This is a genomic window from Curtobacterium sp. MCPF17_002 (assembly GCF_003234115.2).
Taxonomy (GTDB): Bacteria; Actinomycetota; Actinomycetes; order Actinomycetales; family Microbacteriaceae; genus Curtobacterium.
The window spans coordinates 478595-502770 of record NZ_CP126251.1 but is presented as its reverse complement, the minus strand read 5'-3'; the positions used below and the strand labels follow the sequence as shown (position 1 = coordinate 502770).

General features: G+C 66.3%; 27 protein-coding genes. 8 read left to right on the top strand and 19 right to left on the bottom strand.

Going from position 1 to position 24176, the window contains the following annotated elements; genetic code table 11:
- Positions 1-16 precede the first annotated feature (16 nt).
- Both DEJ28_RS02465 and DEJ28_RS02460 read left to right on the top strand, forming a co-directional pair.
- Positions 17-328, top strand: coding sequence for a hypothetical protein (locus DEJ28_RS02465; RefSeq protein ID WP_111116529.1), 312 nt, complete (start codon positions 17-19; stop codon positions 326-328).
- 262 nt (positions 329-590) lie between these two features.
- The gene (locus DEJ28_RS02460) at positions 591-980 is read left to right on the top strand and encodes a helix-turn-helix domain-containing protein (protein WP_258368157.1); all 390 of its coding nucleotides are present in this window, start codon (positions 591-593) and stop codon (positions 978-980) included.
- A 15-nt stretch (positions 981-995) separates the two neighbouring features.
- On the opposite strand, the gene DEJ28_RS02455 is transcribed toward DEJ28_RS02460, so the two are convergent.
- The 4 genes from DEJ28_RS02455 to DEJ28_RS02440 form a co-directional block, all read right to left on the bottom strand.
- The gene (locus tag DEJ28_RS02455; protein WP_111116527.1) at positions 996-1697 is read right to left on the bottom strand and encodes a GAF and ANTAR domain-containing protein; all 702 of its coding nucleotides are present in this window, start codon (positions 1695-1697) and stop codon (positions 996-998) included.
- Positions 1698-2135: 438 nt separating this feature from the next.
- Entirely contained in the window at positions 2136-2462 is a 327-nt protein-coding gene (locus tag DEJ28_RS02450; RefSeq protein WP_111116525.1) for a hypothetical protein, read from the bottom strand.
- 236 nt (positions 2463-2698) lie between these two features.
- On the bottom strand, positions 2699-3721 hold the full coding sequence (locus tag DEJ28_RS02445) for an AraC family transcriptional regulator (protein ID WP_146248883.1): 1023 nt from the start codon (positions 3719-3721) through the stop codon (positions 2699-2701).
- Positions 3722-3803: 82 nt separating this feature from the next.
- On the bottom strand, positions 3804-4712 hold the full coding sequence (locus tag DEJ28_RS02440; protein ID WP_146248882.1) for an NAD(P)-dependent oxidoreductase: 909 nt from the start codon (positions 4710-4712) through the stop codon (positions 3804-3806).
- A 913-nt stretch (positions 4713-5625) separates the two neighbouring features.
- Between DEJ28_RS02440 and DEJ28_RS02435 the strand changes: the two genes are divergently transcribed.
- Both DEJ28_RS02435 and DEJ28_RS02430 read left to right on the top strand, forming a co-directional pair.
- Positions 5626-6360 (top strand): GAF and ANTAR domain-containing protein, encoded by a 735-nt coding sequence (locus DEJ28_RS02435; RefSeq protein ID WP_111116522.1) that lies wholly within the window; start codon positions 5626-5628, stop codon positions 6358-6360.
- An 865-nt stretch (positions 6361-7225) separates the two neighbouring features.
- Positions 7226-8200, top strand: coding sequence for a helix-turn-helix transcriptional regulator (locus tag DEJ28_RS02430; protein WP_220034645.1), 975 nt, complete (start codon positions 7226-7228; stop codon positions 8198-8200).
- Between the two features lie 112 nt (positions 8201-8312).
- Here DEJ28_RS02430 and DEJ28_RS02425 read toward each other — a convergent pair whose 3' ends face one another.
- Positions 8313-8660: a hypothetical protein gene (locus tag DEJ28_RS02425; protein ID WP_111116521.1), complete on the bottom strand. Its 348-nt coding sequence runs from the start codon at positions 8658-8660 to the stop codon at positions 8313-8315.
- A 195-nt stretch (positions 8661-8855) separates the two neighbouring features.
- On the opposite strand from DEJ28_RS02425, the gene DEJ28_RS02420 reads away from it, so the two are divergent.
- A complete protein-coding gene (locus tag DEJ28_RS02420; protein ID WP_181433780.1) occupies positions 8856-9011 on the top strand; it encodes a hypothetical protein in 156 nt (51 codons plus the stop codon).
- A gap of 129 nt (positions 9012-9140) precedes the next feature.
- Here DEJ28_RS02420 and DEJ28_RS02415 read toward each other — a convergent pair whose 3' ends face one another.
- The 3 genes from DEJ28_RS02415 to DEJ28_RS02405 form a co-directional block, all read right to left on the bottom strand.
- Complete coding sequence (locus DEJ28_RS02415; protein ID WP_111116520.1) at positions 9141-9911, bottom strand: GAF and ANTAR domain-containing protein; 771 nt, start codon at positions 9909-9911, stop codon at positions 9141-9143.
- Positions 9912-9913: 2 nt separating this feature from the next.
- Positions 9914-10645 carry a GAF and ANTAR domain-containing protein gene (locus tag DEJ28_RS02410; protein WP_258368156.1) on the bottom strand — a complete coding sequence of 244 codons (732 nt, stop codon included), beginning with the start codon at positions 10643-10645 and terminating at the stop codon, positions 9914-9916.
- 406 nt (positions 10646-11051) lie between these two features.
- Positions 11052-11906 carry an SDR family NAD(P)-dependent oxidoreductase gene (locus tag DEJ28_RS02405; protein WP_111116519.1) on the bottom strand — a complete coding sequence of 285 codons (855 nt, stop codon included), beginning with the start codon at positions 11904-11906 and terminating at the stop codon, positions 11052-11054.
- Between the two features lie 138 nt (positions 11907-12044).
- Between DEJ28_RS02405 and DEJ28_RS02400 the strand changes: the two genes are divergently transcribed.
- Entirely contained in the window at positions 12045-13013 is a 969-nt protein-coding gene (locus DEJ28_RS02400; protein ID WP_284180766.1) for a helix-turn-helix transcriptional regulator, read from the top strand.
- Between the two features lie 190 nt (positions 13014-13203).
- Here DEJ28_RS02400 and DEJ28_RS02395 read toward each other — a convergent pair whose 3' ends face one another.
- Both DEJ28_RS02395 and DEJ28_RS02390 read right to left on the bottom strand, forming a co-directional pair.
- Positions 13204-13431 (bottom strand): CDGSH iron-sulfur domain-containing protein, encoded by a 228-nt coding sequence (locus DEJ28_RS02395; RefSeq protein WP_258367886.1) that lies wholly within the window; start codon positions 13429-13431, stop codon positions 13204-13206.
- A 147-nt stretch (positions 13432-13578) separates the two neighbouring features.
- Positions 13579-14271 carry a GAF and ANTAR domain-containing protein gene (locus DEJ28_RS02390; protein WP_111114370.1) on the bottom strand — a complete coding sequence of 231 codons (693 nt, stop codon included), beginning with the start codon at positions 14269-14271 and terminating at the stop codon, positions 13579-13581.
- Between the two features lie 211 nt (positions 14272-14482).
- Between DEJ28_RS02390 and DEJ28_RS02385 the strand changes: the two genes are divergently transcribed.
- Positions 14483-14812: a hypothetical protein gene (locus DEJ28_RS02385; RefSeq protein ID WP_111114369.1), complete on the top strand. Its 330-nt coding sequence runs from the start codon at positions 14483-14485 to the stop codon at positions 14810-14812.
- 51 nt (positions 14813-14863) lie between these two features.
- Entirely contained in the window at positions 14864-15181 is a 318-nt protein-coding gene (locus tag DEJ28_RS02380) for a DUF7882 family protein (protein ID WP_111114368.1), read from the top strand.
- 546 nt (positions 15182-15727) lie between these two features.
- Here DEJ28_RS02380 and DEJ28_RS02375 read toward each other — a convergent pair.
- From DEJ28_RS02375 to DEJ28_RS02335, 9 genes are all read right to left on the bottom strand, one after another.
- Positions 15728-19060, bottom strand: coding sequence for a DUF11 domain-containing protein (locus tag DEJ28_RS02375; RefSeq protein WP_111114367.1), 3333 nt, complete (start codon positions 19058-19060; stop codon positions 15728-15730).
- A gap of 694 nt (positions 19061-19754) precedes the next feature.
- Positions 19755-20786 (bottom strand): hypothetical protein, encoded by a 1032-nt coding sequence (locus DEJ28_RS02370; RefSeq protein ID WP_111114366.1) that lies wholly within the window; start codon positions 20784-20786, stop codon positions 19755-19757.
- Positions 20786-21037, bottom strand: a complete 252-nt coding sequence (locus DEJ28_RS02365) for a hypothetical protein (RefSeq protein WP_146248793.1) — start codon at positions 21035-21037, stop codon at positions 20786-20788. Before DEJ28_RS02365 ends, DEJ28_RS02370 begins: the two co-directional genes overlap by 1 nt.
- The gene (locus tag DEJ28_RS02360; protein ID WP_111114364.1) at positions 21034-21897 is read right to left on the bottom strand and encodes an antitoxin VbhA family protein; all 864 of its coding nucleotides are present in this window, start codon (positions 21895-21897) and stop codon (positions 21034-21036) included. Before DEJ28_RS02360 ends, DEJ28_RS02365 begins: the two co-directional genes overlap by 4 nt.
- A 47-nt stretch (positions 21898-21944) precedes the next feature.
- Positions 21945-22253 (bottom strand): hypothetical protein, encoded by a 309-nt coding sequence (locus tag DEJ28_RS02355; RefSeq protein WP_111114363.1) that lies wholly within the window; start codon positions 22251-22253, stop codon positions 21945-21947.
- On the bottom strand, positions 22250-22579 hold the full coding sequence (locus tag DEJ28_RS02350; RefSeq protein ID WP_146248792.1) for a hypothetical protein: 330 nt from the start codon (positions 22577-22579) through the stop codon (positions 22250-22252). Before DEJ28_RS02350 ends, DEJ28_RS02355 begins: the two co-directional genes overlap by 4 nt.
- The gene (locus DEJ28_RS02345; protein WP_146248791.1) at positions 22579-23241 is read right to left on the bottom strand and encodes a hypothetical protein; all 663 of its coding nucleotides are present in this window, start codon (positions 23239-23241) and stop codon (positions 22579-22581) included. Before DEJ28_RS02345 ends, DEJ28_RS02350 begins: the two co-directional genes overlap by 1 nt.
- Positions 23242-23251: 10 nt before the next feature.
- Positions 23252-23572: a hypothetical protein gene (locus DEJ28_RS02340; protein WP_146248790.1), complete on the bottom strand. Its 321-nt coding sequence runs from the start codon at positions 23570-23572 to the stop codon at positions 23252-23254.
- Positions 23565-24149 carry a hypothetical protein gene (locus tag DEJ28_RS02335; RefSeq protein ID WP_146248789.1) on the bottom strand — a complete coding sequence of 195 codons (585 nt, stop codon included), beginning with the start codon at positions 24147-24149 and terminating at the stop codon, positions 23565-23567. Before DEJ28_RS02335 ends, DEJ28_RS02340 begins: the two co-directional genes overlap by 8 nt.
- Positions 24150-24176: the final 27 nt, after the last annotated feature.

Sequence of the window (24176 nt, the reverse complement as noted above, 5' to 3'; positions counted from 1 at the left end):
AGCAGAAGGAGTGACTATGTCGAACACGGCAGGAAATCCCGCACGGCACGACTCGGTCGTCCGCGCTACCTGGAACGAGACCAAGTCCGCGCTGAAGACCACCGAGTTCTACGCCTGGCTGGTCGTCTCGATCGCGATCCTCATCGCGTCCGCGGTCGTCGACAACGCGGACGAGGGCCACACCGGCTTCGGCGCGGACCAGGCCTGGCTGTACGTCGCAATCGTGACGGCGGCCTACATCGTCAGCCGCGGCATCGCCAAGTCCGGTGTCCGCAAGCCCGACTGGAACGACGATGACCGTCGCGACGTCAACGGCCGCTCGAACTAACCCTCAAGCGCTGACACCTCCGCCCACCCCTGAACGGGCGGATCACCGACGAGCTGTTGCTCGTGATCTCCTGGAGTGGTGACGGGAAACCGGTGGGCCGTTCCGATTTCATCCGGAACGGCCCACACCCATGCCCGCCCGTTCCCGTTCGGACAGCGGTACTGATGTTGGCTTTGGTTCGTAGCCGCCACCCCGCTCACTGTCCAACCCTCGTGTAAGGGGTTCCAGGAGGTTCAGTGCGGAGAGGGTACATCGCGTTATCGTGAGGGCGGCAGGCCAGCTCTGCGGTAAGAAGCCAAAGCGCTCCATTCCGCTGGAGAATGACCTGGTTGCGCTGCATCGTGCCGGCATGCACGCGACGAGCGAGATTGCCGAGGTCCTTGGTGTCGCCCGCTCGACGGTCTACCGAGCGATCCAGGGTGGCAGATCAAACTACCTCCTGATGACGCGGAGCGAAGCGAGAACACCGACACCGAGCGCCGCTGCTTACACGGGTGTGAGCAGACCGGGCGGTGGCGCCGGCGTCTCCCAAGACGTCGGCACCACCACCGCGGCCTTACCGCGAGCGGACGGCGAGCCGGAGACCCAGGAGCAAGCTCTAACCGAATCTCGGGGTGATGGTAGCCCGGCGCCTCCGCGTTGGGGAAGGTAAGGACGAGGGTGGTACTTAGAGCGTGTGGCCTTCGGTGATGACCTGGTGCGCCGTCCGGGCGAGGGAGAGCCCCGCACGTTGTGCTCCCGCGTGCCGGATGCGGAACGCGTGGTCGATGGGCACGCTTCGACGGTAGGAGAGCGCCCCCTTTGCTTGTTCGATCCGGTCACGCTGCTCGAGGGCGAGCTCGATGAGCTCATCGAGTGTCCGGCCCTGGAGGACGATTCGCTGCGCGACGGCAGCCACCGCGGTGTCCGCGATGACGTGCAGCAAGCTGGCATCCGTGTCGGTGAAGGCCGCGCCTTGGGGAGAGAAAGCGCAGATCGTTCCGATGGTGCGGCCCCGGAGGTTGAGAGGGACGGCGTACACGCCCCCGAAGCCGCGCTCCTGCGCGATCCGGAACACGTCCGGCCAGTCATCCGCTCGCGATGCGAAGTCGGGGACGTCGACGAGACCGCCGGAACGGTACGCCTCAAGGCACGGCCCCTGCACGATGCCCAGCTCAGCTTCCTCGACGTCACTGGTGCGCTCGCTCGATGACGCGATGACGTGCAGCACCTCGCCCGTGTCTGCGAGAACCGCCCCTGCGCCGGCTGCTGAAGCGAGGTCGGTGGCGGCGGTCACCGCGCGGAACAGCGCACCGCAGACATCCGCTGCGGGGTCTCCCAATACGACCAGCCGTTCAAGCAGGGCACGAAGCGCGCCACCGGTATGCATGCGCAGGACGCTACACGCGCACCGATGCGCCCTTGCGCACTACGACAGCAGAAGGCCTCTCCTATGCCGTCGGTGACCGTGGGAATTGGCTCTGCCAGCGTGCCCACCCGCCGAGTTGCGCCTGCGCGCTCTCGAGACTTGTGTGGCTGCCGGTCAGGACGCCGTCAGCGAGCCGGACGGCGTATTCCGGGGAGTACCGAGACGTGCGTTCGACGCTGCCGACGAGCAGGATCCCGTCGTGCGCTTCCCAGCTGTCGGTTCCAAGGACGCTCCACAGCAAGTTCACGCCGCTCGTCGACGAAAGGCGCTGCGCGGGCGGTGGAGTGTTACTCGGTTGCATGACGGATTCCAATCGGCATCGGACGATGAAATCGTTCCGGCGGCCAGGGGCTCGGTCACCTGTCGCAGACGATAGCCCCTCGTGTTGTGTTCGCGGATCTACCGCTTGGGATCGCTGGCGCTGACGTTTCGGTCCTCGTGGACGGGGCGTGCCGGTCCTGCAGCGGCAGCGAGTTCCCGAAGATGTTGCACGAAGCCCTCGTGGTCGTCTTCGAGCTCATCCTCCGGAGCCGGACTGATCGTGATCTGGCTTGCCGGTCCAACCAGCAGCGTCTCGACGGCGGGTTGACCGGTCTCATCGAAGGTGGGGACGTCGATGGTGTCGGTCCTGTTGTTCGAACCAAGGACAGCGGCGTACTCGATCACCGCATCCGCAACGTCGTCTGCGACCATTGTCGGCTGCCCGTTGTAGTGGATGTACTTCATGGGTACTAATCAACGACTGAGCCGGTGAGACTCCGTCCAGTTGCGCGCCCGAGCTCTTCCGTGGCGTGAGCTGTACTGGCCACTCCGGCAGCAAGTTGGTGGCACTGGCCCTGCAGATGCTGCGGCGAATCGACTGCCCGCGGCCTTTGCACGGGTGCTCCCCACGCTTGCACGGACGAGGCTCACGGAACGGCGTCAGGGATACCAACCGGTGCAAGCAGCCGCTGCCCTGCCGGTCAGTTCCGCAGGGTGGTGTGTGGGTATTCGCCGAAAGCGGTTTTGTACGCGGCGGAGAACCGGCCGACGTGCGCGAATCCCCACCGTCGGGCGACCGATCCCACAGCGTCTGCCGTGGGGTTCAGCTGTTGCAGTTCTCGTCGGACCCGGTCGAGGCGCACCGTCTGCAGGTATCGCATCGGCGTTTGACCGAGGTTCCTCTGGAACGTTTCCTGGACCCCTCGAACGCTCAGCCCGGCAGCTCGAGCGATCACGGAGACGCCCATTGGCTCGGCCGCGTGCTCGTGGATGTACTCGACCGCTGCACGAAGCCGGTCCCGGCCGGGCAGGAGCACCGCGGGAGGCAGCGTGCTCACCGTCGGCGGGTACATCCTCAGGAACGCCGCCGCGGAGGCTCGGGTGAGGTTGTGCCAGAGCAGCGTGTCAACGCCGCCAGCTTGCAGCTCGTGCGAGAGCAGTGCCAAGCCGTTCCGCCAACGCGTCACAGCGCCTGCGTCCAGCGTCCGGAGGTGATCAAGGCCGAGGTCCGGGACGTCGCCGGTGTGGAACAGCTCGTCCGCTACCTCGTGCACGAGCCGCCTTGACATGTGCACGATGCGTTGGTCGTAGTCCTCGTACTCGAACACGAACTCCCGCGCCGTTGGGAACAGCATCGGCACATCCCCGGCCATCGGTACACGGTCTTGGGCAACGTCCGGGATGCCGCGGCCGGCGGTGAGCCACTGCACGATGTACTCGTCGGAGGGTGGGATGGACCCGCGAATGAACCCGTCGATCCGGGACCGGCGGAGCGTTAGATCGCCATCGCCGAGAGCAGTGTGCCGGTAGGAGAAACGGCGTTCGGTGGTCCGAGCAGCCCAGTGGCGGCCTGCGTACAGGCCAGCGAGATTGACCACAGCGGCTTCCGGGCTGCTTCCGGCGGCTTCAATACGAACCCCGGGGGCGTGGTCCTCGACCCCCTGCAGGTTGGTCGTCCGGGCCGTGTCGATCGTCATCCCGCCTCCGCACTCGCTCGAGTCCACCAGCGTGAGCGTAGGCCGAGAACGCCATCTTCACTAGACAATCTAGCGATGTGAGCCGGATCCTGCCGTGCTCATGATGGCCTCAGTTGCGAAGCTGTCGTCCGGCTTGTTCTTCGAGGAGCTTCACGGCGAGGAGTTCGCCGAGCTCAGGGCCATACCGTTCAAGCGCTGCTCGGTGGAGACGCGCTGACGCGTCGAGCATCGGGGTCGCAACGTTTGCTGTCCGGCTCATGCTGTGGATGGTGCCGAGTTCCTCCACGATTCGGTCGATGCCGAAGGTGGTGAGGTAGTCGCCGTCGAGGAGTCGACCGAGGTGGTCGTCCAGGAATCGGCTGCCGCCGGCGCTGTCCCGCAGCAGTTTGTGCAGGCCAGCGGCACCCAGACCGAGGGCTTGTCCGATGAGCATCGCCTCGGAGGCGGCGAGGGCGTTGGCGAACCAGAGCCCGTTGGCGAGGAGCTTGACAATCTGGCCGTCCTCAGCTCTCGTGCCCGCCCGGTGAACACCGTCCGGACCGGAAAGTGTTTCGAGGATCGGAGCCGCGCGCTCGACAGCGTCGTCGTGCCCGCTGACGTAGAAGACCAGGTTCCCGGCCGCAGCCTCGGCGACGGAGCCGCCCATGGGGGCTGATACCACGGCGACGTTGCGCCGCTCCGCCTCGTCCGCGAGCTGGGCGGTAAGGTTCGGGTCGCCGGAGGTGAGATCGAGCCACAGCGATCCGGGGCGAAGCGCTGGAAGGGTTTCGAGCATGCAAGTGCGGACTTCGCCCGGCCCGGGCAGGACTGTCACGAGGACATCCGAAGCATCGGCCAGGGCGGTCAATGAGGGGTGCCACTGACTGCCGGTAACAGCGTCGCGTCGGGCGGGAATGACGTCGAAGGCGCCGAGGCGAAAGTGGCGGCTGAGCAACCCAGCGATAGGGGTCCCCATCCGGCCGATTCCTGCCACCCCGAGAACGGGAGGGCCGTCATCGCCAGTGCCTGTTTTCACCATTTCGGCACTCTCGCACACCGGCCGTCGAGTTCCCCGGCGCAGCAGCGCGGTACGACCGGTCCCTCGGCACCTAATCCGAGTCGGGATCTCACGCTCGACACTCGGATAGAGCGGACTGCATCGTATCCGGATGGTCAAGCGCGGGCACACGCATCCTCACGAGTGACGCCGCGGCCGGAGATGCCCTCTCGTACTGTGCTGCACTCGCGACCAGTCGACTTGCCGACGTCATCACAGTTCCGACGTTCGACCGGTTCGGCTGCTCCGACGTCATCTCGATCCTGCTCGGCCCGGCAGTGCCACTACTGGCAGCCTCCGCTTCGGAAGACCAGCTCGAACCCGACGACGACGAGTTCGTCCGCGAAATCACGATGGGCACCGACGCCGTCCTCAGCGGTGCCTTCACCTAGCCGCCATCGGCGTCGTGCTGTTGGCGGGACACCCGCCTGTCGATCCATCCCGGTAGCCAATCATCTACTGGACCACCCGGGCTCGTCCGGCGCCCGGCGGTGAGCAGCACTACTACGTGCCGTCGCGTCTTCCGTAACCAAGTTGGCGCGGGAACGAGCCGGAAGAGGGGTGTGCTCAACTCCGGCCCGCCGGAATCGCAGCGGTTATCTGCGTCCCTGCTCGCATCGCCGCTTCCACCCGAGGGAACCAGCAGCGCGCGCTCCGTGTGACGCTCCGCCCTCATAGATGCGCGCCAGCACAGCATCGCGCTCCTCGACCATCCGAGCACCGACGTGACCAAGCCTTGGGTTGTAGGACACAGTCCGGCAGGCAGGCCACCGAGGGGACGTGGCGCGTCGAGAAGGTGGCTTGCCTCACCAGGCGGTTCGGTCGGTACAGCGCTCCCGGCGCGATCCGGTCACAGCTGAGGAACGCAGCATCCACTCGTCCGTAAGGTCACATCATGACGAGGGCATCGGAGCATGACGGACAGGACCGATTTGAGCACCTCACCGGAGCGCTTCGCAGTGTCCTGTCCCCGGATCTGGAGGTCCTCGACGCGATGGACCGCCTCATCGCCGCGTGCGTCGAACTCACCTCAGCAACGGAAGCGGGGGTCGTTCTCGCCGACCAGACCGGGACGCTGCATGTGATCGCGTCCACCAGTGAACGCAGCAGTGATGCTGAAGAGGCGCAGCTCGGCACGAACGAGGGGTCCTGCCTGGACTGCTACCGGACGGGCAAGACCATCGACGTCCCCGACGTTTCGACACACGAGACGGCGTGGCCGACATTTGTGGACACGATGCGCGAGCGCGGCCTGCGGGGCACGTTCGCGGAACCGATTCGTTTGCGGGAGGCGACCATCGGCTCGCTCTGCATCTTCGCCGACCACACGAATGGACACGACGATCGCGACGTGGTCCTCATCCAACTGCTCGCCGACGCCGCGTCGGCCGCGTTGGTTCGACAGCGTGAGCGTGGACGGCTTCACAGTCTCGACGAGCAGATCGCGGATGCGCTCGAGGCGCGAGTACTCGTCGAGCAGGCGAAAGGCGCGCTCGCGTACCGGCGTGGTGTCCGTATCGACGAAGCATTCCAGCTCCTCCGCCGCGGTGCCGGCGGGGCCGGCCGTGGGATGCGTGAACTGGCCGATGACGTTATCCACCGCGGCGCCGACCTCAGCGGCGTCGCCTGAGGAGCTCGGACGCAGGGTGGCGCTTCGGGCTGCGACACGTCCTGTTGCCGGGCCCGTTGTTTGACCGGCCAGCCGGCACCACCGGTGATGAATGCGCTAGCCAAACACCTAACAGGGCGTGGTACGGGACCGGAGAGGAGCCAGCGATGGACTCTCGGCGCTGGGCAATCGCGTTCCGGCCCGAGCGTAGGGGATCCGACCTCAGCGACCTCGCCTGAAACGACCTACCGCCGGTTCGCTGTCTCCCCCGCATGCGGAGGAACACTCGAGCTCAGCGGCTCGGCAGGATCGTCAAGGAACTCGACAACCCACTCATATTCATCAGGCGCGATCCGGTTGTTCGGACCGCCCGGTACGGCAGCGATCATGGCCAGCAAGATACGACGCCAGAACCGGACCGCTCAACCGCCGCGCGCCCACAGGACAAGCATGAAGCAGTCGCATAAATACATGCCCAAGCAGTCTCCGGGACTGCTCCGCATGAAGAGGGGACAGGCGGACATCCTCACCGTGCAGGTACGGGCGTCAAGACTGCCGTGCTGACGTGGATCTTCGCCAACGTCGACGCCCGTAGCGGATCGTTTACCGGTACATCCCGGTGGTTGCATCCTGATCGTTTCGATCGGCGGTCGTCCAGGTTAGTACGTCGTCGAGGATCACAACACTGATACCGAGGACGAGGACGAGGGCGAGGAGACTCCGCACCTCCGCGTCCTTCGCTGACGCTCGCCTCACCGAACGACACGGTCAAGACCAGCCCTTCACGTTGGATGCCGGCAAGCTGATCTGGGCCGATCCGCGCGCCGAAGGTAGTGGGGGATAGAGAGCTTGGTGCTGGTCAAATCGTGTTGGGCATGCTGGTGGCATGCAGGACCCTGAGGATCAGCAGAACGCGGGAGCGCTGTTTTCTGCGTTCGGTCACGACACCGGTGACGCGGTCCGGACGCTCGGGCCGCTGTATGCGGGATCGGATTGGTACTGCCGTCCGCTCGACGACCGATTCACGTATAAGTACGTCGCGGTAGGCGATGAGCAGCTCAGCGTGCGCCGCTTCCAAATGCACGGGTACCTCAGCGGCACCGCCGCGACTGGATCCGACATCGTCGTGCAGTGGCTGCAACGAGGCACGGGCCGTATCGGCGACGGTCGGGACGAGGTCCCGTTGCAGCCCGGCGCCGCACCGACACTGTGCCCGGTCGGCCGTCGCTTCCGCATCGAGTACGAAGACCCAGACCAGCGCCTCGTGCACATACACGAGGACCTTCTCCTCGACGTCGCGGCGGAGCAGTCCGGTTCGGAACCGTCGCTGACATTCGACGTTCAGGCCCCGCCGGAGCTTTCCGCGATCGGGCGGTGGCATAGCTCCCTCAGTCGGGCGCTCGAAGCGTTCCGCATCGGCGGATCCAGTTCACAGAGCTGGCACGATGCGCAGCGAGACGCTGCCCGGGCCTTCCTGGGCATGTATCCGTTGCGTGGGGGCACGCTGAATGGCGAGACCGACCTGGCGCGCAACAGCCGCGTCAGGCTAGCAACTGCCTTTCTCCACGACCACGCTCACGAGCCCCTTTCGGTCGGGGATATCGCGGACGCGGCGGGTCTCAGTGTGCGTGGTCTTCAGGAAACGTTCCAGCGGGAGCTCGGCGAGTCACCGATGACGTACCTGCGTGACACGCGCCTTGACCGTGTGCACCATGAACTGCAGGCAGCCGAACCGGGAACGGTTTCCGTTGCGGACGTGGCCCGGCGGTGGGGCTTCGGGCACGTAGGCCGATTCTCCGGCGCCTACACCGAGCGGTTCGGCGAATACCCGCGCCACACCCTTCGCACCCCGCCAACGTGACGGCCGGGTCTAGCAGCGGTACTCGTCACCGTACCCGGGCTCGATAGCAGGCTGAGGTCAGCACCCGCAGTCGCCCCCGGAAAAGGGGAGCAGGAGCGGACCGAGAGGACTGTTAGCGCTCGGTGGTCGCCGGGGCTTCGGAGTCAGCTCCGAGGACGTCGTCACCCTCCGCGTGCACGGGCTGTGCTGAGCCGGCCGATCGGGCGCCTCGCCGCAGCTGCTCAACAAACTCTGGCGATTCCGGCTCGAGCTCATCCTCCGGTGCGGGTTCCAGCACGATCTGGCTGGCGGGCCCGATCAGGAGCGTTGCGCGAATGAGCTGCCCGTGCGCGTCGGCTGTTGGCACATGCACCGTATCGGTGCGGCCGTTCGCGCCCAGAACAGCCGCGTACTCCGCCACGGCGTCGGCGATCTCGTCGCCGGTCAGGATCGTGGTCCCGTTGTAGTGGATGTACTTCATGCACCCACCAAACCCCACCCATCAGACGCTGGTACAGACGCTCCGATTCGTACGAACCAGCCGCATCGGCCTCACAGCCACCGCCGCCGCAGGGCGCTGCCACCGTTTCTCCGCTGGACGCAGTCTTCGGACAACCCTCCCGGCCGTCGTTACCGTCGAACGCGGGGCGAGGAAGACCGGGAGACAGGAGAGCTGATGAGCACCTACGAACGCGACGAGAGCGTCGCACCAGCACGCATCCCCACCATCGCACGCGCTCGGAAGCAGTGGCGCCGCAGCGGCGTCGCCGGCTTCACTCGCACCGAGCTCGATTTCTTTCGCGACGAAACACCAGAGGCCGTGCAACGCTAAACGACCGCGCCGATATGAGGGGTATGGGCGCAGTACGTCTTCTGCGACAGACTCCCGAACGCCGAGACCCTGTCAAGGGGTTCGCCCGAAAGTAGTGCCAAGGGATCGCCTCTCGAGATCGAACGTGCGTCACCGTTTGAAGTTGCCGCCGTCCGCCGCAGTCCGCGCTGACACTGAGGTGTCAGCTGCGGGGATGGTGATCATGCGGTCGACGACCGCGCGCGCTGTGTCCGCGAGACGAGACTGATGCGATCGTGCGTGGGAACGCAGCAGTGTGAACGCGGTGTCCAGGTTCACTTGGTGTGTGTGGGAGAGGAAGCCTTTGGCCTGCTCGATCACGACGCGGCTCTCCAGTGCCTGCTGCAGTTGGCTCCGTACCAGGTCAGCATGTTCGGTAGTGCGCTGCTGCAGGATGCTGATCGTCGCAACGTCGGTCAGGGCGCGCGCAGCGATCGCGTCCTCGGCGTTGAGTGCACCGGTGCTCTCGCGGAACAGGTTCATCGACCCGAGAATGGTTTCCCGCAGGCGGAGTGGAACCGAGTGCACCGCCGCGTAGCCGAGCTCCGCGGAGGCCGCCGCGAACCGCGGCCACCGGCGACGCATTTCGGCAGGGGTTTCCACTGAGACAGCCCTCGCGGTGGTGAACGCTTCGATACAGGGTCCTTCGCCGGCTTCGAGCTGCATAAGTCCGATGAAGTTGCTGCGCTCGTTCGTCGACGCAATGACTTCGAGCTCCTGCTGCTGGTTTGCGAGCATGATGCCAGCCGCGGATGCGTCGAAGAGGTCGGCTGCGTTGTCGACCAGGGACTGCAGCAGGTCGACGACGTCGTAGTCGGTGACAAGGGTGTCGGTGAGAGTGACGAACGTTTCAACGAGCTGCTGTTCTCGGGATCGTGCCATGGCTACTTCGTCTCCTCATACCCGCCGGGGTCGTTGTCGTCGGTGAAATCGACTCTCCGGGCGATCACGTCGGCGGAGAGATCCCGGACCGTCCGGCCGGCGGCGTAAGCGTACGCACGGAGAAGGAGGAGAGCATCACTAACTGTGGCTCCAGTTTGCGCCGCCAGCATGCCCGAGGCCTGATGCACCTCACGGCGGGAGTAGAGCCCTCCGCCTCGTTCGTACTCGGGACTGCCGACCTCGGCACGCAGTAGCGCACGGTGCAGCACTAACCGGGCTGCAACGTGCACCATCGCGGCGGCACCCCGGACCGCGGCGGCGGGCAGCGGACCAGCACGCTGGTCGTACAGGTCCACCACGCCAACCGCCAGCAGTCCGACACGCATCGGGAACGCGAACACCGCACCCAGCTGCGCCTCCTGCATCCCCATCAGCGCCACCGGCCAACGATCCGACGTCGCCGCCTGCACATCCGGTTCAAAGACCGGCACACCGGTGCGCAATGCTTCCCAACACGGCCCCTCACCAAGGTCCAGCTGAATCTCATCGAGCCGCGCAGCAACGGGATCGCTCGCACACACGGTTTCCGATCCCCACGCCTCTCCGAGCGTGGAGATCGCGGCTCCCGTCACCGTGAGCGCGGCCAGGAACGGAGCGCACAGGCTCCCGTGAGCACCAGCGTCCCGGAGCGCGGCGACTCCAGCACTGAACCCGGCCCCGCTCAAGGAGTCCACCCACGGCGCCCCGAAACGCGCCAGGACCTTCGACTGCGCGTGCGCATGGCGGACCTCCCTCTCGGAGCGCAGTGCGAAGGTCCGGGCAAGCCACTCGCCACGCACGCTACACGCCCGAAGGGACTCGGCCCAAGCGGCGCACCACTGAGCCTCCACAAGCAGACCCCGGCGCCGTGGGGCAGATTCTAATGAGCGATCGTGGCCGTATTCGCGTCCGGAAGGGATCCTCAAGCGAGACTGACGTCCGCTCGAGGCAGCCCGGAGTTCCGTTCTTGCCCGCGTCTCGCTGAGTGGAGTGCAGGCCTCTGGTGGCTGGCCCTCTGATGCCTCAGCCGCTCGCGAAGAGCGAGCGCGACAAGGGGACCGGGGTGACCACGCTCGGTCCCCTTGTCGCGAACTGCGCGATCTATCGGACGTAGTCGGTCGAGAAGGCGAGCTCTCGACCAGCGTCGATGTCCGCCGTGAGCGCGGCCACCTTCGAGGATGCGAACCCGGACGAGTCGGAGCCGAGCTGCTGACGTAGCGGCCCGTTGCCTCGCTGGGCGATGGTCACAAGGGCGGCTGCCGCCTTCGCGGGATCGCCGAGCTGCGTGCCGGGCATCGCTTGATGGGCCTGGACCATCTCCCTGATGGCGGGATACGCGTCGCTCGTGTTTCCCGGCAGAGCGAGTGAGTTGCTGGTGAGGAAGTCGGTGTTGAAGTATCCGGGTTCGACGATGGTGACCTGGATCCCGTGCTCGGTGATTTCCGCCGCGAGCGACTCGGTGAGCCCCTCGACCGCGTACTTCGCGGCACAGTACAGACCCCATCCGGGGAACAACACCAGACCGAGGATGGAGGAGATGTTGATGATGTGTCCGGATCGAGCTGCTCGCATCCCCGGCAGGACCGCGCGGATGACATTCCAGGTGCCGCGGACCTGCACGTCGAACATCTGTCGCACGTCCTCGTCAGTGGTTTCTTCGATCGCGCCGAGGTAGCCGTAGCCGGCGTTGTTGACGACGACGTCGATCTGCCCGAACCTCGTGATGGCCGTCTCGACGGCGCGGGTGACGTCGTCCTGGTCCGTGAGCTGTACCTCCAGCGGGAGCAGACCCGTGGTGTCGACTCCCTCCAGCGCAGCGAGTAGCCGCTCCGTCGAACGGGTTGTTGCCGCAACCTGATTGCCGCCGGCAAGGAGTTCCTTGACAAGGTCGAGGCCAAGACCGCGAGACGTGCCGGTGACGAACCAGGTGGCGGATCGGTTGGTGGGGTAGGTCATGATCGGATCCCTTCCAATTGAGGTGGTATTCCCACCCTCGGTCGGCAGCTGCTGCCGCGGGGACGCATCTCTGGCCCCCTGTTACCTAGGACGCGAAGACCCATGCGGTCGAGGCCGTCCCTGAGCGAAACTGAGGCGATGAGCGAACGGAACCAGGAGCTTGCGGACTTCCTCCGCCGCGCACGCAGCCAGGTCGATCACACTCGTACCGGGCTCCCTGTCGATGAACGGGTCCGCCGGGTCCCGGGCCTCCGCCGCGAGGAAGTCGCGCAGCTCGCACGAGTGTCGTCGGACTACTACACCCGTCTGGAACAGGGGCGCCCGATCACACCGTCGGCCGGGATCATCGACGCCATCGCTCGAGCACTCGACCTCGACGATGCCGGCCTCACCCACCTCCGACACTTGATCGGCGGCACCGACACCATCGCGCAGCAACGCCGCACTCCTAGGGTGCAACGACCCCGCCATGGGCTCTTGCAACTCATGGAAGCCCTCGACTCGGTTCCCGCGATGCTCCTCGGACGCCGGACCGACGTGCTCGCCACGAACCAGCTCGCCCGGGCGCTCCTCACCGACTTCGACGCGATGCCGGCGAAGGGTCGCAACTACGCCCGCTGGATGTCCCTCGCACCCGAGGCCCGGGACCTCTTCACGGACTGGGAGATGCAGGCACGCGTCGTCGTAGAGAACCTGCGACTTGAGGCCGGCCGGAACTCGCACGACCCTGCAACGCAAGCCCTCGTCGGCGAGCTGACGATCGCGAGCAGTGAGTTCGCCGCCTGGTGGCAGGAACACCGAGTGTTCCAACGCACCCACGGCGATAAGCGATTCCACCACCCGATCGTCGGAGACCTCACCCTCCAGTACGAAACCGTCACCCTGCCCGGCGACCCCGACCAAACACTCTTCCTCTACACAGCCGAGGCCGGCACCAAGCACCGCGACGCCCTCAACCTCCTCAACAGCTGGGCGGCAATCGTGCACGTTCACGATTCACCGGGCCCGAGCGCGAAACCCAGCGGCAGGATTGACGACGTCACGAATGAAACGGGACGAGAGACGAGACCTGCTGCCGGCCCTATCGCGAACGACAAATACAGTTAAGCGAGAGTAACCGCAGAGGGCATTGCCGAGGTCGTCGCTTCGAGTTGTCCCTCCCCCGACACCTCGCGCTGAACGACGTTTTGCTTCGCTTATCGGAACCGTGGAGCGATTGCGATCCCTTCCGACGATTTGTCCGCCGTTCTGGTCGGTCGAGATGATCGCGAATACGCGGATGGAGGTCGTGCGGGTGTTAGTCGATGTTTGATCGGGGTTCCGGTTCGGTGACGAAGTCGATCATTTTGTGTGTGCCGTCGCAGAATGGTTTGCGCATGGACTTGCCGCATCGGCAGAGCGCGATGGTTCGACGGCCGGGCGGAAGCGGATCCCCGTCCGGGTGGTCAGCTCGACCGGGCCGCGCACCAGGAACGGACCGTTCGGATACGCGACGATGCGGCAGCGCGTTGGCCGCAGCGGACACTGCTACATGTCCTGTTTCGGCCACAACAAGCCATCGTCCGAGTTGACGGCAGCTTGTGCCTCGTTGGCGCAGTCCGCGGCGCTCATCCGCTCACGGCCAGCAGCGTGCGCTTCTGCCTTGATGACGTGGACGGCAGTGGACGCTTCGCTATCGGGTTTCGGTGAGTTCGCCCCGGCTGTTCAGCTGGGCGTGTCCGGCGAGCAGGTGTTCGGCGAGTTCTACAACGGGCTGGCGGCGGACGAACGCGTGCCCCTGAAGCAGGAGGAACGCGTCGCTGGGTGCGACGCTCACCTGCGCCAGGATGATCCCGGCCGCTTGGTGCAGCGTCCGCCGCAAGCGCGGCAGCTCGCCCTGTTCGTTGTGTTCCAACGTGCGTTGCAGCAGCCGGCGTCCAACAGCTTGCGCGAGGGATGCAATGTCGGCTCGCTGGTCCTCATTAACGGCCATCCGACCGGCCGCGTACACGTCGACGACACCGAGTGCGAACGGGCCGAACGTGGCCGGGGCGGCGAAGAGTGCTCCGACTCCGCGCTCTCGCATTGCGTCCTCGAAGACAGGCCACCGGTGTGAAGGACGGTCGTGGAAGTCCCCTTCGAGAATGGTGTCGCGGTGGGTGAGTGCGTCCCAGCAGGGGCCTTCGCTCAGATCGAACTGCACCATGTCAATCTCGGCCGCCACCTGGTCGGTGAGCGATACGGACTCGTTTCCGGTGAAGCTACCGAGCGTTGCAACCGAGGCTCCATCCCCGGGGACGAGGGTGAGAAACGGGGCGCTGAGTTCGGTGTAGGGGGTAGCGGTGCTGGCGACGTGTGCCAGGGCGCTTCCGAGTGCGTGGGACATGCGCTTCCTTTCGGCTCAACTGCTCCCGCTTGAAGTACTGGAAGCCTCGGTCTCCGAACCCGGACTCATCGTCTGCTGACGGTACGGCCGGCTCGCTATTTGGACAAGGGGGTATCGGAAGTCCGCCGAGTATGCATCCCGTTCTCGTCACCCGCCGGGTCCGTTTGTTCCTGTACCGTCGTGCTCCTGCAGGGTCCCTGGGAGGGCACGTATGAAGCGCATCATCTACGCAGGTGGGATCCTCGTCACGGGTACTTCTCTCGCTGACGCTGTCCTCCGATACGCAGAGGTCCTCGCACCGCATTCCCTCGCAGACACGGTGGAGATATCCGTCATCGGTGACGCTGGGGCAGTCGAAACCGTGAGCCTCGTTGTCGGACCCGCCAGCCAGTTGGTCGCGCAGGAACACGTCTGGGAGGGAGCAGAACTCGAGGACGCTCAGGCGCTGGCAGTGCTGCAGGACAGGATTCTCGCGCTGTCGAACCCACATCCGGAGCCCATTGCAGCCCAGGACGTACCCCAGGTGCCCGACGATCTCTGATCCCGAGATCCCTGATCAATACGGCGACCGACATTGAAGGAGCAGCCACCCGTGGGACGCATCATCTACGACAGCCAAACCCTGCAGATGGACATCGACGATCGAACGTTGCTGCACCTGCAGTTGGCGATCGTCGCCAAGCTCCGTCGCGGTGAATCGTTCACCTTTACGTGGAAAAACTCCCAAGCGCAGGGCGATGGCCGGGTGAGCCTCTGGCTCGATCGGAGCATCCCTTTGCAGTTCGTCTATGACGGCGGTCACGCCGCTGAAGTGAACAAGGCCTGGTTGAAGGCACTTAGCGACACGTCAAACAGCGGGATGGGGCTGTACCTCATCCCCGAAGGGGACGTACCGAACCCGCAGCCCTGAGCCAGGCAGCGCCCGGTCAATGCGGTTACGCCGGATGGGTCCTGACCGAGGACCGCGAGCAAGACCGCCACGGGGAACGTCAGGACGTTGTGAATCCGACTGGCGTGCGACGTATGCAACATCGGATGGCGCGTTTTGGAGGGTCGGCGGGCTCACGCCGATCTACGCTCGCCTGCCGCGACGCCGGCGCGGAGGGTGTGCTTGGGGGTATTCGCCGTACCGGTTCCAGTACGTGTTCGAGAACCTTCCCATGTGGCGGAATCCCCATCGGGCGGCGATCGCGGCGACGGTGGTCTTGACCTGGTGCGGGCCTGGCGGTGGTAAGCGGAGTTCAAGCGCTGGGAGTCGTAGATCAGCTGCCTCATGAGGGGACCCCTCCGAGCAGCTACTCTCGGACCCGAAACAACCACCCGTTGCAACGACCCCTTGAAACCGCCGATCCTCGACCGGACGCATCTCCGTAGCCCGCGATCCCGGGAGCATGAGCGAGGGCCGGTCCCGATGTTCTGGGGCCGGCCCTCGCCGTGTCAGTTACTGCTCACCAGGTCAGGCATTGTCGTCCTGGCTGTGGAGCTGCTTCCGGCGACGGAGCACCAGGACAGTCCCACCGAGCGCCATCAGGAGCAGCGCGAGCGCTGCGCCGGGGGCGACGAGGTCCGTACCGGTGAAGGCGAGCTCTCCGCCGTTGCCGCCCGATGTGTTCCCGCCAGCGACGGGCACCGGAGTGTCAGTCGGAGTCGGAACGGGGGTTGGGGTGGCGGTCGGGTCGCCCGGCGTGACCGGGGTGACCTCCTCGACAGTGACGGTCGACGGCGTCGAGGTCAGCGGACCGCCGCCGGGCGTCGTGCCGGTCACAGTCGCGGTGTTCGACAGGTTCCCACCGTCAGCGAGGTCTGCTGCGACGACAGTGTAGGTCGCGGTGCAAGTGACCGTGTCGCCGGGGGCGAGGCTGACCGCGTCCGACGGGCAGGTGATCGCTGACAGGTCGCCGTGGCCGGAGAAGTTGCTGTCGGTGATCACCGGGTCGGTGACGGACACGTTGCCGGCGTTCGCCACGAGGAACGAGTACGTGACGACCTGGCCTGCCTGGGTGACCTGCTCGACGTCGGCGGTCTTGGTGACCGTCAGTGCCGGCACCGGGTCCGTCACGATGGTGACCTCGTTGGAGGGCACCGGGTCGATCGGGTCCCCGCCCGGCGTCGTACCGGTCGCGGACGCGGTGTTCGTCAGCTCGCCGGCGTCGACGTCTGCCTGCGTCACCGTGTACGTGGCGGTGCACGTCACGTCATCGCCCGGTGCCACAGCACCAGTCGGGCAGGTGACGGCGGAGAGTTCACCGGAGCCGGAGAAGTCCGTGTCGGTGACCGTCGGGTCGGTGATGGACACGTTGCCGGTGTTGGTCACCAGGAACGAGTACGTCACCGTCTGACCGACCTCGATGCCGTCGGCGTCGGAGCTCTTCACCACGGTCAGTGCCGGCGACTGGGTGATGTCCACGGTCGAGGTCGACGGGGTCGAGTCCACAGGGTCACCACCGGGCGTGGTACCGGTCGCGGTCGCCGTGTTCGCCAGGTCGTCGCCGGCATCGATGTCAGCCTGCGTCACCGTGTAGGTGGCGGTGCAGGTGATGATCTGTCCGGGGACGAGGGTCGTGGTCGGGCAGTCTACGGCGGAGATGTCACCGGAGCCGTTGAACGCGCCCTCGACGGGTGCGACATCGGTCAGGGTGACGTTGCCGGTGTTGGTCACCCGGAACGAGTAGGTCACCTCCTGACCGGCGGACACGACCACCGCGGTGCTGGCTGTCTTGAGGATGGAGATCCCGGGTGCGGCCGGGGTCGGGACGGTCACCGTCGACGGGGTCGAGGTGATCGGGGTGCCACCGGTCGGGGTGCCGCCAGCGGTCGCGGAGTTGGTCACCGACCCCGCGTCGACGTCGCCCTGGGTGAGCGTGTACGTCGCCTCGCAGACTTCCTGCGCGCCGACGGCGAGCGTCGTGGCCGGGCAAGCAACGTCGGAGAGCTCGCCGGTGCCGGAGAAGTCGCCCTCGTTCACCGTCACACCGGTCATCGGCACGTTGCCGGTGTTGGTAACCGTGAAGCTGTAGGTGACTTCCTGGCCGGCGGTGAAGGTGCCCGTCCCGGACGGGGTGGCGGACTTCACGATCGAGATGCCCGGTGCGGGCGTCGTGGTCGGCGTCGTCGTGGTCGACGGCGTCGACGTGATCGGGTTGCCGTCCGGAGTGGTGCCGGTCACGGTCGCGGTGTTGTCGACCGAACCGTTCGCGACGTCCGCAGCGGTGATCGTGTAGACCGCGGCGGCTGCGCAGGTCTCCGTCGCCCCAGCAGCGAGGGTGGTCTGCGGGCAGACCACATCGCCGACCTTGGCGTCGTTCACCGTCACGCCTGCGAGGGGAACAGTGCCGGTGTTGGTGACGTCGAACGTGTACTGGATGGTGTCGCCGGTGTCGACGAGACCGTTGCCGTTCACGTCGACCGGCTCGCCGGCGTTCTTCACCAACGCGACGCCCGGGATACCCGCGGTCGTGGTGGAGGTGTTGTTGCCGGGAACCGGGTCCTGCTCGTTCGAGGTGACCGTCGCCGTGTTCTCCACGTCAGCGGCGACGTCGCCCGGGACGGACGCGGTCACCGTGTAGGTCGCCGTGGCGCCGTTGGCGAGAGCGCCACCGACACAGCTGATGTCGTTGCCCGTCACGGTGCACGCAGCATCCGGCGATGCGACGTTGGTCAGCGGGACGGGAACGGTGTCGTTGACGACGTAGCCGCTGGAGTCACCGGGCCCATTGTTCGTCACGGTCAGGGTGTAGGTCGCGGTCCCGCCAGCGGTCAACGCGGCGGGGCCGGTCTTCACGATCGCCAGGTCCGTCGGAAGGCCGGTGGATGCGGCGCCGTCGTTGGCGCTGCTCGCCGGACCGTCGCTCGTCGCGATCAGCGTGAAGGTCGGCGCTGCCGCGCCGGGGTTCGCGATGGCGATCTGGTACACGGTGCCGCTGTCGTTGGCGGAGAACCCGAGGTTGCCGTTACCGAACGTCCACGCCGCACCGAACGCGGACTCGGCCGTGATCCCAGCCGGAGCCGGGAACTTCACGATCGTGCCCGTTGCCGGGTCGGTGCGAACGATGAGCGGCCCACTGGTCGCACCGTCGCTGATGCCCCACAGATACCCGTCCGCGCTGGTCCAGTCCGACACCCTGGGTGCCTGGTTCAGCGTGATCGTGCGCACATTGTCGCCGGTGGTCACGTCCGTCACGTTCGCCACGAGCGATCCGGAGCTCGTGGTGTAGAGGTACCCATCGTCGCCGAACGCGCCGACGTTCTGGGCGCCGGTGGAGACGAGACCGGTGCCAATGCGGGTCAACACGCCATCCTGGCCGACTCGGATGAGCGAACCGAGGGGGAACTCCGCCGTACCCGGGCCCGCACCGACGCCATAGAGGTAGTCGTCCGCCTGGTTGTACGAGATCCCGTTGTACGTGGTGGGAGCGGGAGCACCCTCGGCGGCGAACTGCACGACGCCGGAAGCGTTCGTCGTCGCCTGGTACAGCTGTGTCGGCTGCTGCTGCGCAACGAACACGAGCGGGCTACTCGCCGGGAACGGATCCCCGGCGGCGGCCTGCGCTGCGGGTGTGATCAACAGCGTCGCCGCGGCCAACGTGGACGCGGTGAGCGCGAGCGCACCGACTGAAGCGGCAACGCGGAGGCGCCGCGATCGCAGCGCCGGCAGCACGCCAACCCCGCTCTCTTGCTCGGAACGCTTCCGCGTTCCAGGCCAACGGAAAGTCATCTGATCCCCTAGCTCTTCATTGGGCACAACAAACCCTGTGTCGCAGGACGACACATGATGGTTAGTGGTCATCATGGCCGACTACTCAGGTTCCGTCCAGCCTTTGCCCCCAACAGGGGGGCAAACGCCATTCACCCGTGACTGCCCTGTGCCCGGTGGCGCATCCGGGCAGAGAAATAGCCGTGGAACCTCGAGCTAGGGGGCGAGAGGTACCACGGCTTGAGCCGAGTATGGCGGAGCGTCATCAACTCGCGCCACCCGACACACAGCACCGTGATTTCCACGACACCGGGCGATGCTGCTCACACCCAAGCGGCTCGCGTCCCGTAAGCCGGTCGGCGGCCGGGCGCTCGGACGTTTCCCCGTGCCAGCCCTCACCGACCTGCCCGCCGTGAGCAGCTCGGTCGCACATAGGTGGTCCGGAACGAATCTCAGTGCGGGTGCGCCATACGGCCGCCCGCCACCGTCAGTGCCACTTCGTACGATCCGTTTCGTGGGTCGTCGTCGTTCGGATCGTTGGGTGCCGCCGCAGCCGTTCTCGCTTGAGGAAGCGGCACGAGGCGAGGACGTGCGAGAACTCGATCAGCCGCTACCCGTGTACGCCTGGTTCCAGCTGCCGGACCGGCTCATCCGCCGCGACGACGCGGTCGCGAGAAGCATGACTCGTGACGCGGTCTGGGTGGAAGCGGGCCGTGGCGAGACGAAGCTGACGGCGTGGGTGTGGAGGAGTTCGGTGAGGCATAGAGCTCCGGAATAAGCGCGAGTGTCGTCAGCTCGGCAGGTTCCACCGGAGGTCGTACCCGGTGTCGGCGAGGAACCAGAGCCGGCTACGGACTTCGTTCAGCGCTTTGTTGTCGTTGTCGGTGCGGGTGTCGGCGCGGAGGAGTGTGTTGGCGGTGATGATGTCGTCGGTCCGGTCCACGTATCCGGCGGCGGTCGCGGTGGCGAAGATGGTTGGGTCGGCCGGGAGGATGAGTTCCGTTCCGGCAAGGTCCGCGTCTTCGGGCTCGAATCCGAGGCTTGCCATGTCGATTTCGTTCGCTGCGAAGGCGACGAGACGGTAGGGCGTGGTCTTGCCGACCGTGATTGCCGGGTAACCGGGGCGACTTGAGATCCCTCGCCCGGAGATCAAACAGCCGGCGCCGATGAGCCGCTCCGCCTGCTCCGGAAGCGGTAAGTCCGACCGCCACCGTGTCCGGATGCCGCCCGGGCCCGGGTAGCAGGCGATGCTCCAGTCGACGAGCCCGCCGATTTCACGGGATTCCCATCCGATGCTGGTTCGGTGTACGCGTTTCCCGAGCCGTGCGAGGGCGTCGTCCACCTGCCTAGGTGTGAATCCGGCGCTGACGAGGCCCTCGAAGGTGCTGCCGTAGACGGCGAGCATCCGTGCGACGGCGAACGTGACGTAGATCGGCGCGGCGTCCTTCCACCGGTCGTGGACGCCAAGGACCTGTTTCCCGTTGACCCAGACGCGTCGGCGGTCGACGTCGACGAGCAGTACCGTCTCGGTCTGTTCCGCGAGTGCGATCTGCATCTGCATCACCGTGCGAGGGGCGAGCAGGAGCAGCTCTGCCGGTGTGTCTGGTTCGCGGCGCGGGTTCCGGGTTGATGTTGGGAGGCGGGCTCGGCGTCCGTCGGCGAGGCGGATCGTGTCGTGGGACTCAACGACTGCGCGGAGGCCGGCGAGTTTGAGGACGGCGAGGGCGTCGGTGAGGTCCGCGGTCTCGCCGAGCCCGTACGGGAGGGTGATTTGCGGGCGTCCGGCGTATGCGTCGGCGACCCATTGCAGTGCGGGCCCCATCAGCGGCGCTCGTCGGGGGTGTCGGGTCGGATGAGGGCGATGATCCAACCTGCTTCGGTGAGAAAAGGCTCCCACCCGTCGCGGGTGTCGCCGTGTGCTGGTTCGCAGCGGTAGCCGCCGTCGCTGTCGGTGCTAGTGACGAGGACCTGCCGGAGCTCGGATTCTGGTGGGTCCCGGAAGTACATGTGCCCGTGGGTGCCGGCCATGTCGAACGCGACGGTGAGCAAGAACAGCTCCGGTCGGGTGCTCACCACCGCCACCGCCGTCCCCGGAACAAGGCGATGACGGTGGCGAGGGGCCGCCCTTGCTGCAACCAGGCCAGCGGTGTCAGCGGCACATCGTCGACGCTCAGGAACTGCCGGGCGGTGGTCATGAACTCGGTCATCGCTGCCGCGTCGAGGAGTGGCTGCGGGGCTGCCGCGAGGAGGACGTCCAGGCCGGGCAGAAGACTGGATGCGTCGCCGAACTCGGGCAGGGCGGGCCGGACGAATTGCCAGTTGGGGATGCGTTCTTCGCCGTCGAGGTCGAAGCTGGTCAGCCGGTTCGACTCGAACAGCTCACCGACCTCGTCGATGCTGATCTGCAGCGCTGCCGCGGCTTCCGCCTCGGTGAGGGTTGTGTCAAGCAGGTGCCGGCGGATACGTGCCCGCGTGGCCTGCCACCATTCCTCGGGCACGTCTGCAGCGTCAGCGGGAGCGGCGCCGGGCGTGCCGGCGATTTGTCGGCCTTTGTCGGTGTAGGCCTGGAGTTGGTCGAGGCTGATCTCACCGCGCGCGTACATCCATAGTTGGCCTTGCCAGGGCATGTCGTCCGGGAAACCTTCCAAGTAGCCGGAGTGGATGACTTCCCGGACCGCTTTCTCCCGCTTCGCGACCACGGACGCTGGGATGAGCAGGGTCTGGACGATGCGGTTCGCCTCCCTGGTTGCGGGGACGGTCAGGTCGGTGAGGCGCCGCCGGTTCCGGTCAACGAGTTCGTAACCAGGTTCCTTCTCGCTGTGTTCGATCATGATCCGCGCCATCGACGCTTCCGGGTTCTCGGTGTCCTCGAGGAGGACATGCCCCCAGAGGATCCGGTCGTTTGAGAGGTGCAGGGAAACCAGACGCATCATGAGCAGTACCTCCAGAGGGCCGTGTGCGGGTGGGACCGGGGTGCGGGTCAGCGCGCCGGTGGGGTGGGACGGGTTCGGCCGATGCGTTCCGGCTGATGGGTGAGAACGAACCGCATCAGGCGGTCCGTTTCCGCCATCGCTACCTCCGACACGTCGCTCCCGGACGGGTCGGTGGTGGTGAGGCGGAACCAGGGCGCCTCGCCTGCGTGGTCGATCAGGACCGTCGCCCACGGCCCGTCGGGATCGTTCGCGTCGGTGAAGATCGCGGCGCCGAAGAACCGGACGTCGTCGAACGCCAACGTCAGAGACACCAGCTGCAGCCTCAGGTGTCGCTTCGCGGTCGCCCCGTCGGTCATCGGACGTGCATCCAGCGGAGGTCGTGGGCGGTGTCCGCTTGGAAGTGCAGCAGCGACCGCATCGCGTTGACCGCATCGGTGTGGGCGTTCGTGTAGCTGTCGTCGTAGATCACGGCGGCGGTGATGAACTCGTCCGTGCAGCAGTCCTGCTCGGCCGCGGACAAGATGGTGGTGTCTTGGGGGACGATGATCTTCACCGTGGTCTCGTCGACGGCGGCGGGCTCGTACCCGAGCGCTGTCATGTCAGGGTGCTCGGCGAAGAACGCGGTCAGCCTATGAGGACGAACCTGCGACGAGAACTGGTGCGCCGCCCACGAGTCGGACATCACCCCACCGAGGGCGATGAGTTGATCAGCTTGTTCATCGATGCTGGCTGCACGTTTCCACCGCGTGCGACGCCGCCGGGTCCGGGGTACGCGGCGATGGCCCAGTTGATGAGCGCACTCCGGTCCAGCGCTTCCCAGCCGAGGGGCGTGTGCACTACGTGCTCCCCGAGTGCCGGCATGGCGGCGCGGATCTCCTCGACGGGGATGCCGGTGCGTTTCGCGATCGCGGTGCTGCTGCCGCCGTGGATGGTGACGGTGCGGGCGATCGCGAAGACGGTTCGCCACCCTGGCGTCGCATCCCGCTGCATGGATGAGCCGTGGATCTGTCGGCCGTCGGCCCAGACGCGTTGCCGTTTCCCGTTCACCACCACCAGGTCCGGGTACCGCCGCACCAACGACAGAACCCCTCCCTCGGATCCGCCTGGCAGAAGGACCACGTCCGCGCTCCGGTCGTCGGGTGCATCGTCGTCGATGTTGCTCGTGGGGTTCGGGGTTGCCAGGAACGCGGTCCGACCGTCCTCGAACCGAAGCCGGTCAAACGCCTCCACCCGAGCAGGCATCCCCGCTGCGGCCAATGCAGTGAGGGTGTCGGTGATGTCGATGGTCCACCCCAACCCGAACGGCAACGAGAGGATCGTCTGCTGATGGCGGATGTCCTGCACCCACTGCCGGTCAGACATCGGCTCGCCCTGATTCATTGTCGGTGCGGCCGACTGCTCGAAGCTCGGTCAGGACGCGCATCACTTCGGACGCTGCCCGCGCCAACGGGTCCTCGACGTCGCAAAGCACTGTGCCCCTGAGGGAGGAGACCACCCACACGTCGGAGTCGCCCTCGACGCGAACTTCGACGTGGCGCTGCAGGACAGCCTGCCCGATCGAGTTCGTGAAGCTCATCCCCACCAAGGTCGGCGACACGAACGCGTCGAACTGCGCCGACAACGACAGCAGCCGCAAAGGCACCGGCTCCAGCCGTGGCGCTGGACGGTCAGGCATCGCAAGTCAGCCGCGGGTCGTCGTCCGCCAGCCGTTCCAGGCCGAGCCCGGACGCATCGAGGATCGCGTCCTCGGATTCTTCGGTGGCGACGAAGGAGCCGATCTGCGCATTGGCGGCGACAAGAACCCCGATGCGGCTCCGTGCATCTAGCACCACCGTGGCAACTTCTTCGTCGCTGCAGTCCGAGGTCAGTTCCGGCCTCGAGGGGTGCAGGGCGGGGAACTCGAGCTGCTGTGCCGGCGGGTGCCACTTCACGCCGACGCGCAGCACGCGGCCGTCGGTGTCGTTGCGGTAGAACATGGACCCGAACGGGTGGCCCATGTCGAGGGTGAGGTCCGCTCCGTAGAGCGTCCAGCCCGTCGCGGCGTATGAGGGATCCCAGCGCTGCACGGTGAGGGCACCGATGCCCATCTGAAGGCCCGGGATGAGGGCTTGACCTTCCTGGACAGCGGCGTAGAGCGCTTCGAGGTTTGGTGGACACTCGTTGCGCAGGTCTGCCAGGGGAATCCTCGTCATGCCCTCGATAGCGGCACGCTGTCGGGCTTGACGCTCGCCCTCTGCTTTGCCTGTGTTCATCGCACCTCCGCGTTTGGTCTTTCTCTG

Excerpts from the sequence above, each read along its gene's own strand:
- DEJ28_RS02465 (WP_111116529.1), top strand. The coding sequence starts at position 17 with ATGTCGAACACGGCAGGAAATCCCGCACGGCACGACTCGGTCGTCCGC.
- DEJ28_RS02455 (WP_111116527.1), bottom strand. The coding sequence starts at position 1,697 with ATGCATACCGGTGGCGCGCTTCGTGCCCTGCTTGAACGGCTGGTCGTA.
- DEJ28_RS02450 (WP_111116525.1), bottom strand. The coding sequence starts at position 2,462 with ATGAAGTACATCCACTACAACGGGCAGCCGACAATGGTCGCAGACGAC.
- DEJ28_RS02440 (WP_146248882.1), bottom strand. The coding sequence starts at position 4,712 with ATGGTGAAAACAGGCACTGGCGATGACGGCCCTCCCGTTCTCGGGGTG.
- DEJ28_RS02435 (WP_111116522.1), top strand. The coding sequence starts at position 5,626 with ATGACGAGGGCATCGGAGCATGACGGACAGGACCGATTTGAGCACCTC.
- DEJ28_RS02430 (WP_220034645.1), top strand. The coding sequence starts at position 7,226 with ATGCAGGACCCTGAGGATCAGCAGAACGCGGGAGCGCTGTTTTCTGCG.
- DEJ28_RS02425 (WP_111116521.1), bottom strand. The coding sequence starts at position 8,660 with ATGAAGTACATCCACTACAACGGGACCACGATCCTGACCGGCGACGAG.
- DEJ28_RS02420 (WP_181433780.1), top strand. The coding sequence starts at position 8,856 with ATGAGCACCTACGAACGCGACGAGAGCGTCGCACCAGCACGCATCCCC.
- DEJ28_RS02415 (WP_111116520.1), bottom strand. The coding sequence starts at position 9,911 with ATGGCACGATCCCGAGAACAGCAGCTCGTTGAAACGTTCGTCACTCTC.
- DEJ28_RS02405 (WP_111116519.1), bottom strand. The coding sequence starts at position 11,906 with ATGACCTACCCCACCAACCGATCCGCCACCTGGTTCGTCACCGGCACG.
- DEJ28_RS02400 (WP_284180766.1), top strand. The coding sequence starts at position 12,045 with ATGAGCGAACGGAACCAGGAGCTTGCGGACTTCCTCCGCCGCGCACGC.
- DEJ28_RS02390 (WP_111114370.1), bottom strand. The coding sequence starts at position 14,271 with ATGTCCCACGCACTCGGAAGCGCCCTGGCACACGTCGCCAGCACCGCT.
- DEJ28_RS02385 (WP_111114369.1), top strand. The coding sequence starts at position 14,483 with ATGAAGCGCATCATCTACGCAGGTGGGATCCTCGTCACGGGTACTTCT.
- DEJ28_RS02375 (WP_111114367.1), bottom strand. The coding sequence starts at position 19,060 with ATGATGACCACTAACCATCATGTGTCGTCCTGCGACACAGGGTTTGTT.
- DEJ28_RS02370 (WP_111114366.1), bottom strand. The coding sequence starts at position 20,786 with ATGGGGCCCGCACTGCAATGGGTCGCCGACGCATACGCCGGACGCCCG.
- DEJ28_RS02360 (WP_111114364.1), bottom strand. The coding sequence starts at position 21,897 with ATGATGCGTCTGGTTTCCCTGCACCTCTCAAACGACCGGATCCTCTGG.
- DEJ28_RS02355 (WP_111114363.1), bottom strand. The coding sequence starts at position 22,253 with ATGACCGACGGGGCGACCGCGAAGCGACACCTGAGGCTGCAGCTGGTG.
- DEJ28_RS02350 (WP_146248792.1), bottom strand. The coding sequence starts at position 22,579 with ATGTCCGACTCGTGGGCGGCGCACCAGTTCTCGTCGCAGGTTCGTCCT.
- DEJ28_RS02340 (WP_146248790.1), bottom strand. The coding sequence starts at position 23,572 with ATGCCTGACCGTCCAGCGCCACGGCTGGAGCCGGTGCCTTTGCGGCTG.
- DEJ28_RS02335 (WP_146248789.1), bottom strand. The coding sequence starts at position 24,149 with ATGAACACAGGCAAAGCAGAGGGCGAGCGTCAAGCCCGACAGCGTGCC.